Consider the following 12,542-nt stretch of genomic DNA (forward strand, 5'->3'; position numbering starts at 1 on the left):
GCTTGTTGATGAGCTTTATGCGGGCTCATTCAAATTACCATATTCCTTCTTATGGCAACATCGCTAAATATGTAGATGGATTTTTACGTTGACCATCTTTTACAACTTCGTAATGTAAATGAGGACCAGTACAACGACCTGTACAACCTACATCAGCAATATGCTCACCTGCTTTTACTCGCTCACCAACACGGGCGATTAAACGAGAAGCATGTGCATAGCGTGTTAAATAGCCATTACCATGGTTAATTTCAACATACTGACCATAACCTGTACCCCAACCCGACTTGGTTACAATTCCAGGCCCTGTTGCATAAATTGGAGTACCTGATGCTGCAGATAAATCTAAACCTGAGTGATTTTCAGCACGACCACCCATTGTACGACCACCAAAATCTGAACTTACACGTTTCATATCTGGAAGAGGATGCGTTACCAACCAAGAGTATGCTGTTGAAGAATATGTAGGTGTTGAATTATATTTTTTAGCAATCGAACTATTATTTAATTCAACTGACTTTTCACGAAGCTTTACTGAAATTTGAGTATTAGCAGGGATATCAAGATCTTCCGACTCTGTATAAGCACCTTGAGCCAAGGTACGAGTGAGTTGTTCTAAACGATCTTGCGAACCATTTTGTGAAGCATTGATCTGAACTAAATCTGCAAATGCTAAAGAAGCAGCAGAAACAGCTACTGAAAAAGCTAACACAATACGTTTTAAATGCATAAAAACCTCATAAACTGTTTTACTCAAAGCTTCTTGGTAATCTCATCCTTGATATCTACCGAAAAATGCGCATAACATAAGACATAATCATGAAGGAATAATGTATGTCTGAACCTGTTAATGTCTTTCAGCAAACCAGAAAACACTCAAAAACAGGAAACTTAACGTTTCTCTCTCAACAAGTATCTGCATGGCAGAAACTTACAAAATTAATTCAACCCTTATTACCACAACCAGAACAATGGCATGTAGCCTGTTACCAAAATGGTATTTTGACAATTACCGGACTCAATCAAGCCATGATTAGTCAACTTGCATACTTGCAGAAACAATATATTGCTCAGCTTTCACAACTTGACGGACTTCATGATTTACAAAAAATTTATGTCCGATTAAGAGTAGAACCCCAAACACCCCAAAAAACTGAAGTACAGCCCAAAGCTCTTAATACTGAAACTCAAGAAATGCTCAAAAGCGCAGCAGACTTTGTAACTGACCCTAAGCTTAGCCAAGCTTTGTTACGTTTGGCAAGTAATAAAAAATAACGTGTTTGAATATTTTTTAACAAATTAGCGTAAAATAATGTGAAATAAATCACAGAAAATTCATTATATTATAACATTTCTCATAAAGACAATGCGTTAGATCACACTTACATAGCGAATTGGGCATTCATCTTCGTCATCAAATGTTACAATTTCATAGCTTGTTGGATCACTTTGAACATTGCGAAGAAGTTGGTTATTGAGTGCATGACCAGACTTATAACCATCAAATTTCGCAATAACTTGATGACCTAATAAATATAAATCACCCACAGCATCTAAAATTTTATGGCGAACAAATTCATCAGAAAAACGTAGACCTTCTTCGTTCACCACACCATCATCATCTACACCAATGGCATTTTCAAGACTTGCACCTAAAGCAAGATTATTTGCTTTTAGATAATCTAAATCCTTCATAAAACCAAATGTACGTGCACCACTGACTTCATACACAAAAGTTTCTGTAGAAAAATCAATGGTTGCAGACTGGTATTCTTTTTTAAATGCAGGATGATCGAAATCAATCGTGAAGTTTAGTTGGAAGCCTTCATGTGGATTGAAAATTGCACGTTTATCATCAATAAGAGCTTCGACCGGCTTTAAAATTTTAATAAATTTTTTCGGAGCTTCTAGTTCTTTTAATCCACCTTGCATAAGCAAGTAAATAAATGGACCTGCACTACCATCCATAATTGGTACTTCTGATGCAGATACTTCAATAATTAAATTATCAATTCCTAAACCAGCAATTGCACTCATCACATGTTCAATGGTTCCCACTTTGGCATTTTCTTGAACCAAGTTAGAACACATAAATGCTTCTTGAATCAGCATTGCATCAGCAGAAATATCTACAGGTGGATTTAAATCAACACGACGAAAAACAATACCCCCATCGGCATGGTGAGGCACAAAGTTAATCAATACTTTTTGCCCACTATGTAAACCAATACCGCTCGCTTTCACGACACGTTGTAAGGTACGTTGTTTCAACATGCTTCTCTATTCATCTATATATCAAACAGCTATACGTTAGCATATTTAGTCTTTTTTAAAAAACAAAAAGGTAGCATTTTAGCTACCTTTTTGTTTTAAACAACCATCAAAAAAAGCAACAAATACTACTTATGCTGTTGATTTTTAAGGTATTCCTGAATACTCATTGGTGTCGGTCGAGCAGAGCCCGCAACGCCTGAAGTATTGGCAGAAGTTGATGTTTCATTGTGCTGGCGTTGAATTGCAGGCACATCATCTTCATCTGCTGAAACAACATTTGATGAAGATACTTGTGTTTGAGCAACTGAACGTTTTACAGGTTCAACTGAATCTGCTGAGTTGCGTGTTAAGCCTGTAGCAATAACAGTTACGCTAATTTCATCACGCGCATCTGGATCGAAGACAGTACCGTAGAAAACTTGACCTTCATCTAAATCAGCAATTTGGTTCACAACATCGGTAATTTCTTCAATTTCACCAAATGTTACGTCATCACCACCCGTTACGTTAATTAAAATGCCTTTGGCATTCATAATTGTTACGTTATCTAGCAATGGACTGCGGATTGCTTGTTCAGCTGCTTGGCGTGCACGTGTTTCTCCACGACCAGAACCCACACCCATCATTGCATAACCACGAGTGCTCATTGCTGTTTTCAAATCGGCAAAGTCAAGGTTGATATGCCCTGGACGAACCACCAAATCAAAAATACTACGTACCGCATTTAACAATACATCATCTGCTTTTTTATAAGCATCTTTCATTGAAATATCACGGAAAACTTTAAGCAAGCGCTGGTTTGGAATAATAATTAGAGAATCAACATGTTGCTCTAAAGCTTCAATTCCTTTTTCCGCAGATTGCAGACGGCGTTTACCTTCAAAATTGAATGGTGTTGTTACAACACCAACAGTCAAAATACCCATTTCTTTCGCAATTTCAGCAACTACTGGCGCAGCACCTGTACCAGTACCACCACCCATACCAGCAGTTACAAACACCATATCGGTGCCTTCAAGTTGCTGACGAATAAGCTCACGACTTTCTTCTGCTGCAGCTTGACCGACTTGTGGATTTGCCCCAGCACCTAAACCACGTGTGCTTTGTTCACCAAGCTGAATTTTAAATTGTGAATTCATACGATCCAAGGCTTGTTTGTCTGTATTTGCACAAACAAATTTTACGCCCTGAATATCTGACTCAAGCATATGCTGTACAGCATTACCGCCAGCACCACCCACACCAAACACAGTGAAGCGGGCTTGACCGTTATTATCAGCTTGATCATCTTCAAAAAATTCAAATGATGCCATGATCTTTAGATTTCCTAATTCATAATTGGCAGCGACTTAAGCCCGTATACTGCCTTGATCTTAATAAAAATTGTTTTTAGGATGCTGTTCAATGCTTAGCTTGTCAAGTGCTCGCTATTCTGTATACAACTTCCTAACAATATTCCCTAAAAACTCAACTAAAAAATTGATTTTAACTTCTCATTTAAGCCTGACCACGCTCTTCCTACACGTCCCCACATAGAAAGCTCGTTCGTATCTTCAGGTTCAACAATTGTATCTTGCGCATAAGTCTGACTATACATGAGCAAGCCTGCTGCCGTAATGTATTGTGAACGACGTAATGATGCTAAATGCTGGTCATCGGCTGTAACTTCAACAGGTGGATTCCCCAAATGAGCTGAAACGCCTAATATTCTGCGAGCAAAACTCACCATGCCTTCAATTTGACACGCATCACCTGCCAATACAACACCATGGTAAAGACCATGGATTGCACCACTTTTTTCTAACTCATGACGAATTTGCGCAAAAATTTCTTCATATCGAGCAATAATAATTTCAGCCAGTTCAATACGACTAATCGTTTGTGGACCATCAATACCTTGTATTTGAATCATGTGATCTGGCTTTACTACACTTAGATCAACACAACCATATAGCAACTTAATACGCTCTGCTTCTTCAGTAGATGTTTGCAATACCGCCGCAATATCACGTGTTACGTTTTCACCGCCACGTTGCAATGTATGCGCTAATGCTAAACGACCATCTAAATAGACCGCTAAATTTGTTGTTCCTGCGCCAATATCAACTAAGCACACACCATATTCTTTTTCATCTTTTAATAATGATGCTTCTGCTGTTGCAAGGTTTGAAACCACCATTTTTTCTACAAAAATATTGGCGCCTTTTAAGGCACGATCCAAATTTTGCATAATGCTTATTGGCATCATCATCAATTGATAATGTGCTGTCATGCTGTGTGCTGACATACGAATAGGATTTTGTACCCATTCTCCTGCATCATCTAAATCGAAACCTAAAGGAACAGCACTAACTAAATAATGATCTGAAGTTAAATGGCTTGCTTTGGCTAAATCTAAAGCACGCACAACTTCACTTGTAGTAATTGTATGATCATGGTTATCAATTGGCGTACGACCAGCAGCATAATAGCTTTTCAGCTCTGCACTTGGAATAGAAATCCAAGCAGAGTGAATACGACATTCAGCCATATCTTCTGCTTCTTGTACGGCATTTTTAATTGCTGTAACAACTTTGTCGAGACTTACAATTTTCCCTTTATTCATGCCTCGGTTACGAGCGGTTGCCATCCCTATGACCTGGATGTTATCCGGCGCATGTACCTTACCAATCAAAACTGAAACTTTGTGTGTCCCAATGTCTATCGCAACAACCGAGGGAACAGCTTCATTCATTATTTAATACTACCATCACTTGTGTATGTTTAATTTTTGGCAAAAAGCCTATATATAAAAGCCTATTAATTATGGCTTCGCAGCTACTTCGCCCGCAATGTTTATGTCACTATTCGTTACAACAAAATGTCCATTTGCAATTTGAGGTGCAACTGAATTTTTCCATTGAACTGCCAAACCATTTCTGTATCTTAAATCGATCGCAGAAATTTTACCCCACACTGGCTTCAAATCATTTTGAGCCAAATAACTCAATTTTTGCAATTTGCTCATCATTCGATCTTGATCAACAATAACACGTAATCCAGAATCAAACTGCATAAACCATGTCATGCGATCTGTCAGATATAATTCTTTTAATCTCATACCTGCTGGTAAAAATAACTGATTAATTTCATTATAACGACGCATCATCATTTTAGACTGATGCGATGGTCCATGCAAAAGCGGTAAGTTTTGATGATTTTTTACAGTAACCTCTGTAAATACATCACCACTATCACTTAGTAATCGACCCGTTCCCCAACGTGCAATCGCTTGTTTAGGCATAACACGAACTCGAATTGAGTTTGGCCATAATCGAGATACCACCACTCGATCTACCCAAGACAATTCAAGCGTCTTATCTCTAATTTCACGTAAGTCTGATGTGAAGTAATTACTTTTCACAACAGGTGATACATAACTATCGACTTGCTTTTTTTCTAACTCCGAGTTTGTACCCACAACATTAAGCTGTGCAACCTGCCCATCTGTTATAACTTTATATAGCCCAAAAATACCAACAACTAAAACTATAACAGCAACACATAACATGAGCCACCCACCAATATTTGAAAGCTTATCCTTCCAAGTTTTGGGCTTATCATGTATTGACGTAATTGCTGCTTTCTTACGACGTGTAGAAGCTGGTAATTGAGCCATAATTTAGTGTGTCACTTCCGCCAGTGTTTGCTCAAGAATCAAAACACATAATTCATCAAAACTATGACCAATTGCTTGAGCTGCTTTTGGAACAAGCGAGTGGCTTGTCATACCCGGAACAGTATTGACTTCAAGCAACCAAAAATTACCTTGTTCATCTTGCATTGCATCAATACGCCCCCAACCACTTGCACCAACCGCTTGGAATGCACGTAAACATAACGTTTGTAACTGTTTTTCCTCAGACTCTGTTAAGCCGCAAGGAATACCGTACTGGACATCGTTACGATTATATTTAGCTTCGTAGTCGTAAAATGCGACATCTTTAGGCGGTTCTAAACGAATCACTGGAAGTGCCTGACCATTTAAAATCACAATCGTAAATTCACGACCTGTAATCCATTTTTCAGCCATAACAACCGCATCATGCTGTGTTGCTTTTGCAATAGCCTCTGCAAAGTCTTCCATTTTTTCGACTTTGCTCATGCCAATACTTGAACCTTCATGTACTGGTTTAATAATAAATGGCAAGCCAATAGAGTCTACAATTTCTTGTAAATCAGAATCTTTAGTCACAATGCGATAAGGTGCGGTTGGAAGTTCAGAACCTTGCCAAATTTGCTTGGTTTTTACTTTATCCATGCCAATAGCTGAACCTTGAACACCCGTACCGGTATACGGCAAGCCAAGCCATTCTAGTGCACCTTGGATTTGACCATCCTCACCACCACGACCATGTAACACAATAAAGGCACGATCGTAATTTACTAACTCAGTCACACTGCGTTCTTGTGGATCGAAGCCTTCAGCATTTACGCCTGAACGAAGTAATGCTTCCAAAACAGCATTACCACTGTCCAAAGAAACTGCACGTTCAGCAGATTTCCCACCCAATAAAACGGCAACTTTGCCGAACTTCAAAGCATTTGACACGTTGTTATCCTTAAACTTTATAAATCACTTAACCAAATTTAAATCTCAATCCGAGATTATTTTAAATATAAGTTATTTTGTACAAGTTCGATTGAAATTGCACCAACATTACCTGCACCTTGCGTCAATAACAAGTCGCCTGCTTTGAGTACATTTTTCATCACATTTTGAATATTCCCTTCTACAGGGTCAATTAACGTTGGTTCAACTTCACCACGTAAACGAATACTACGTGCCAATGAACGACTATCTGCCCCTACAATTGGCTTTTCACCTGCCGAATACACTTCAAGCAATAGAAGTTGATCTACTTGTGAAAGAACATCTACAAAATCATCAAAACAATCGCGCGTACGGCTAAAACGATGTGGTTGGAACATCATCACTAAACGACGATCTGGATGACTTGCACGTGCTGCTTTAATCGTTGCTTCAACTTCTTTAGGATGATGACCATAGTCATCTACTAATTTCACGTTGCCACCATCTAGCTCAAACTCACCTTGAACTTGGAAACGACGCCCAACACCACTAAAGCCTTCTAATGCACGGCAAATCGCACCATCAGAAACACCTTCATCTGTTGCAATACCAATTGCCGCCAATGAATTTAGAATATTGTGCGCACCTGGCATATTAATTGTTACACGTAGTGGCTCACGGTCTTTACGCAAAACGGTAAAGTGAGAGCGCATACCATCTTGTTCAACATCTACCGCACGAATATCATTGTCTTCATTGAAACCATACGTTAATAACGGACGTCCAATGCGTGGCATAATTTCACGAATATTCGCATCATCACCACATACAACAGCTAAACCGTAGAATGGAAGCTTTTGTAAAAATTGAATAAATGTATCTTTCAGTACATCGAAGCTACCACCGTAAGTGTCCATGTGATCAGCATCAATATTCGTGACAATGGTTGCCATTGGCTGTAAATGCAAGAACGATGCATCTGACTCATCCGCTTCAGCAACGATATAACGACTCGCACCCAATGCAGCATTTACACCTGTACGGTTAAGCAAACCACCAATCACATACGTTGGATCAAGGTTTTCTTCAGCCAACATACACGTTACTAAACTTGTGGTTGTTGTTTTACCATGTGTACCTGCAACAGCAATACCATGACGGTAACGCATCAGCTCACCAAGCATTTCTGCACGGCGAACAACTGGAATACGACCTTCAATTGCTGTTTTAATTTCAGGGTTTTCCTGATCAATTGCAGTTGAAACTACAATAACGTTCGCACCTTCAATATTTTCAGCTGCGTGACCAATGAAAACTTTAATACCATTTTCTTCAAGCTGAGCAGTCGTTTTAGATGCTTTAATATCTGAACCCGATACTTTATAGCCTTGGTTCTTTAAAACTTCGGCTATACCGCACATCCCTGCACCACCAATACCCACAAAATGAATGTGTTTAATACGGCGCATTTCAGGCACTTTAATTAACTTTTTAGCTTGATCAGCTGGTGTAGTTAGGGACATATTTTTCTCGGATTACAATTCTTGAATTAAACGAACCACTTGTTGGGTTGCATCTGGTTGAGCTTGCTGACGTGCTTTTGATGCCATTTCAGACAACAATTGGCGATTCATCAACGGAGCTAAAATATCTTTTAAACTATCTGGTGTAAGCGTTGCTTGTGGGCAAATTTTTGCCGCACCGCTATTTGCAAGAAACTTTGCATTCGCTGTTTGGTGATCATCTACCGCAGATGGTAATGGAACAAAGACTGCAGCCACACCTGCTGTTGCAATTTCAGTTACCGTTAAAGCACCTGCACGGCAAATAATTAAATCTGCATCGCTATAAGCTTTTGCCATATCTTCAATGAAAGGCTGAACTTCAACATGCAATTGATCTGACTTACCTATATAACCTTCTTGTGTTTTTTCCACTTGGTTTTGACCACATTGATGGAACACACTCAAAGGAACATCTAGCTGCTTTAAAGCAGCAGGTACGCGCTCATTCAAAGCTTGTGCACCAAGTGAACCACCCACAATTAATATACGTAATGGCTCGCCCGCTTTTTCACGCTCTTGATAACGCCAACTCGGATTTAAAATTTCGGTGATTTCTTTACGAACAGGATTACCTGTTGTCTTAATTTTATGAGTTTCAGGAAATGTATTTGGAAATGCCTGACAAACAGTTTTCGCTACACGAGATAATTGCGTATTAGTAAAACCCGCTACCGCATTTTGCTCATGAATAATGACAGGAATACCTAAAGCACGTGCAGCCAAACCACCAGGCCCTGCAACATACCCCCCAAAACCAGCTACAGCGTCTACATTCAGCTGTTTCATATAACGCATAGCGCTTAATGTTGCTTTTAAAATTTTAAAAGGGGCGGCTAACTTTCGTAGCAAACCATTACCACGAACACCCTGAATATCAATTTGATAAATGGGAATATTTTGATTTTTTAATAGTCGATTTTCCATCCCTGACGGTGTTGCCAACCAAGACACTTCAACACCTTGCTGCTGAAGCTCTTTCGCAACGGCTAGTGCAGGGAAAACATGTCCACCCGTACCTGCTGCCATCATCATGACATGTTTAGGCTGTTTTTTCTGTGCGTTGGTCACGGTCTAATTCTTCAACTTAATAAGGGCTAATGAAAATTCGTTATAAGCTATCAATTGTAATCACAAACGCATAGTACGTGAAAGTTAATTTACTTTTTTTCACTCAGCATTTTATCGTTTTTTTCTACAGTTATTGAAGTTTAAACTAGATTTATTATGAATCTATACAAATTCTCTTATTTTTAGAGAATTGATCACCTTTTTTGTAAAAATATGCACTCCCCTCACCTTATTTTTAATAGCAGAATAAAAATAATTTTATTTGCTCTTTTGTACTTTTTGGTTAAATTAAATTTATTTGCTTGTCATTACAGCAGGAGTTGTAGCTTTCAATTTCCCGACTTTTCGCCACGGGTTTTTCCGTTGGTATTTTTGCTCCAAATAATCTAAACCTGTCCAATACCATGGAATTAAATGCTGCTTAACAAATGGAATAGAAAATACATTTAAACCAACCCAAGGCAAGAATGGACTACGACGACCATATCCCCACAATTCAATACGTGTTGATGGTCGAACACTTGCTCCTCGTGCATGAAAGCCATAAGTATCTGCAACAACCAAAGTATTTTTCTTTACCGCGAAAGTTTGTGGTTGCCCATATCCCAAATTTTCCAATTCACTTGGGTGAATTCGTAAAGACCCTCTACGGCTAAGTGCATTCGATTTTTCATTCATTTGAATAGATTGCAAATGTTCCCAAGCGAGTCTTTTTTCATTGACAGCATGCGAACCTGGCACATAAACAAAAGGTCCTTCATCTTCTGTAACATCGGTTAAAAATAACCATGCTTTTACACTTGAATGAAAAGTATCGCTATGTAAGCTTGTTTGCGGGTCGGGGCGCGATTTTCTAACCTGTGACAAAATAACTTGCACATAATACATGGGCTGAACTTTAGAACTTGCTACATAATTCAAAAGTGCCTGCCAACGTAAATCATTCAATAATTTTTCTGTTGTAGGTAATTGTTTTAAGGCATCGCCATCTAAAGCCATTCTTCGAGTTACCGTGTCTCCTTGTAAAGTTTCACGTGTCTCTAGAGGTGTTTCTAATAATTCTTGGGACAGTCGAGCGAAGTCACCTTCAGGTAAAAAGTTTTCTTTTAAAATAAAACCATTTTTTTGAAACTGCTCTACCTCGTCTTGGGTAAGTGATTTTGCAAGTTTTTGTCGTCTTTTTTGAGCAAGTTTAGATGCTTGTTCCACCCGAAAACGATGCAACCCCAATTCATTGAATGTTTTATTGCCAATAATTGAATGTGACTCAAAGCTTTTTGCAAAGCCGAAAAGTGTTGTGGCATCTACCACAAACTTTTTCGGATTTGCTTTTGCTATTTTTTTTAATTCTTGTAGGACTGTTTTCTTGTTGGGATATGTCCATACTTTTTTAAGTGCAGATAACACGACATGCTCTCAATTTTTAAGTTACTTGGCTAAACCAGCTTCTAAAACATCAAACAAATCATCGGCAATTGATGTGCCAAATGTCGCGTCAATTTCACGAATACAGGTTGGACTTGTCACATTAATTTCTGTCACATAGTTACCAATCACATCTAAACCAACAAATACCAAACCTTTTTCTTTTAAGAATGGACCGACTTTTGCCGCAATTGCTTTGTCATTTTCAGTGAGTGGACGCGCTTCACCACGACCGCCTGCTGCCAAGTTACCACGTGTTTCACCATTTTGTGGAATACGCGCTAAACAGTAAGGTACAGGCTCACCATTCACCATAAGAATGCGTTTATCACCATCTACAATTTCAGGGATATAACGCTGCGCCATAATAGGTTGTTGACCCATTTCTGTTAGAATTTCTAGTGTAGAACCTGTATTTGCACCATCTATGGTTAAACGGAAAATACCTGTTCCACCCATACCATCAAGTGGTTTTACAATCACATCTTTATGTTCTGCAATAAATTCGCGAATTAAACTTTGCTGTGACGTTACAAGTGTTGGAACTTGAAGTTCTGGGAACTGTGTAGCAAACAGTTTTTCGTTACAGTCACGTAGGCTTTGTGGTTTGTTAATAATCCAAGCGCCTTCACGTTCTGCTTGTTCTAAAATATATGTGGTATACACAAAGTTCATGTCGAACGGTGGATCTTTACGCATAAGTACAACATCGTACGCAGCGATAGATTCTTTTTGTTTTTCACCAAGCTCATAGTAATGGTTGTAATCTTCAAATACTTTTAAAGGCGAAATAAGACCAAATGCTTTACCTTGATCAATATATAAATCTTGTTGTAATGCATAACCTAGTTCATGACCACGTCGAGCTGCTGCCCAAAGCATTGCCATAGATGAGTCTTTTTTTAGGTTTACATTTTCGATGGGATCCATCACAACAAGTACGCGCATATTTCTGCTCTTTTAAAAATGATCTGCTTCAGAGTATAACGGAGATTCTTAATTTCTTTTTCTGAATTTCCGTAATCCTTTTTATTCTTTTATGTTGAGGATGTTTTGATGCCACAAGCAATTATTGGTTTTTATTTAGATAATGAGCAACATTGGATTGCAAAGCTTGCTTGTGGGCATAATCAGCACGTACGTCATACGCCACCATGGCAAAACCGCCCTTGGGTGTTAACAAAACAAGGACGGCAGGAGAAATTAGGCGTAATGTTGGAATGTAAATTATGCGATGATTAATTTAACAATTAAAATAATAATGTTATATTTTATCCACTTATAAGAAATCAAAATTTAAAAATTATGTCTACACCTGTTTGGATTTGTTTATATATTTTCATGAGCTTAACTTGTAAATGGATTCTTTCATGGGGTGGCGCAGATGCAATTAAGGGATGGAAAAGTATTTTTTTCTTTAATGGTAACCCTGAAGACTGGAATACAGAACAATTACGTGCAATGGCTTTATTTACTTGGATAGGATTTACCATTCTTTTTATAATTGGATTAATTTTTCCCGAGTATCGATTTTATAAGTTGTATCAGTAGATGAAATTAGGTTTTGCATAAGGGGGGGGTATGGTAAATCCATAAAAAAAAAGACCTCATGTGAGATCCTATTTTTTTATTCGATA

13 protein-coding genes are annotated in these 12,542 nt (G+C 38.4%); 3 read left to right on the forward strand and 10 right to left on the reverse strand.

The annotated features are described in order from the left end of the window. Positions 1–49: 49 nt before the first annotated feature. Positions 50–730, reverse strand: a complete 681-nt coding sequence (locus AC5YC8_RS03585; protein ID WP_496119648.1) for a M23 family metallopeptidase — start codon at positions 728–730, stop codon at positions 50–52. A 104-nt stretch (positions 731–834) separates the two neighbouring features. On the opposite strand from AC5YC8_RS03585, the gene AC5YC8_RS03590 reads away from it, so the two are divergent. Further along, entirely contained in the window at positions 835–1,275 is a 441-nt protein-coding gene (locus AC5YC8_RS03590) for a DUF721 domain-containing protein (protein WP_496163564.1), read from the forward strand. Positions 1,276–1,371: 96 nt separating this feature from the next. On the opposite strand, the gene lpxC is transcribed toward AC5YC8_RS03590, so the two are convergent. The 9 genes from lpxC to gshB form a co-directional block, all read right to left on the reverse strand. Next, a complete protein-coding gene (lpxC, locus tag AC5YC8_RS03595; RefSeq protein WP_496119652.1) occupies positions 1,372–2,274 on the reverse strand; it encodes a UDP-3-O-acyl-N-acetylglucosamine deacetylase in 903 nt (300 codons plus the stop codon). Between the two features lie 125 nt (positions 2,275–2,399). After that, a complete protein-coding gene (ftsZ, locus tag AC5YC8_RS03600) occupies positions 2,400–3,587 on the reverse strand; it encodes a cell division protein FtsZ (protein ID WP_496163565.1) in 1,188 nt (395 codons plus the stop codon). 158 nt (positions 3,588–3,745) lie between these two features. Further along, entirely contained in the window at positions 3,746–5,008 is a 1,263-nt protein-coding gene (ftsA, locus tag AC5YC8_RS03605; protein ID WP_496119655.1) for a cell division protein FtsA, read from the reverse strand. A gap of 69 nt (positions 5,009–5,077) precedes the next feature. Further along, positions 5,078–5,932 carry a cell division protein FtsQ/DivIB gene (locus AC5YC8_RS03610; RefSeq protein ID WP_496119657.1) on the reverse strand — a complete coding sequence of 285 codons (855 nt, stop codon included), beginning with the start codon at positions 5,930–5,932 and terminating at the stop codon, positions 5,078–5,080. Between the two features lie 3 nt (positions 5,933–5,935). Then, entirely contained in the window at positions 5,936–6,865 is a 930-nt protein-coding gene (locus AC5YC8_RS03615) for a D-alanine--D-alanine ligase (RefSeq protein WP_496163566.1), read from the reverse strand. Positions 6,866–6,921: 56 nt separating this feature from the next. Then, positions 6,922–8,370 (reverse strand): UDP-N-acetylmuramate--L-alanine ligase, encoded by a 1,449-nt coding sequence (gene murC, locus AC5YC8_RS03620; RefSeq protein ID WP_496163568.1) that lies wholly within the window; start codon positions 8,368–8,370, stop codon positions 6,922–6,924. Between the two features lie 12 nt (positions 8,371–8,382). Beyond that, positions 8,383–9,480, reverse strand: a complete 1,098-nt coding sequence (murG, locus tag AC5YC8_RS03625) for an undecaprenyldiphospho-muramoylpentapeptide beta-N-acetylglucosaminyltransferase (RefSeq protein ID WP_496119662.1) — start codon at positions 9,478–9,480, stop codon at positions 8,383–8,385. Positions 9,481–9,774: 294 nt separating this feature from the next. Next, on the reverse strand, positions 9,775–10,887 hold the full coding sequence (locus AC5YC8_RS03630; protein WP_496163569.1) for a phytanoyl-CoA dioxygenase family protein: 1,113 nt from the start codon (positions 10,885–10,887) through the stop codon (positions 9,775–9,777). Positions 10,888–10,908: 21 nt separating this feature from the next. Further along, on the reverse strand, positions 10,909–11,853 hold the full coding sequence (gene gshB, locus AC5YC8_RS03635) for a glutathione synthase (protein ID WP_496163570.1): 945 nt from the start codon (positions 11,851–11,853) through the stop codon (positions 10,909–10,911). Positions 11,854–11,961: 108 nt separating this feature from the next. Between gshB and AC5YC8_RS03640 the strand changes: the two genes are divergently transcribed. Further along, entirely contained in the window at positions 11,962–12,147 is a 186-nt protein-coding gene (locus AC5YC8_RS03640; protein ID WP_496163571.1) for a DUF3565 domain-containing protein, read from the forward strand. 99 nt (positions 12,148–12,246) lie between these two features. Beyond that, on the forward strand, positions 12,247–12,456 hold the full coding sequence (locus tag AC5YC8_RS03645) for a hypothetical protein (RefSeq protein WP_496163573.1): 210 nt from the start codon (positions 12,247–12,249) through the stop codon (positions 12,454–12,456). Positions 12,457–12,542: the final 86 nt, after the last annotated feature.

This window comes from Acinetobacter sp. FY731 (assembly GCF_059515905.1).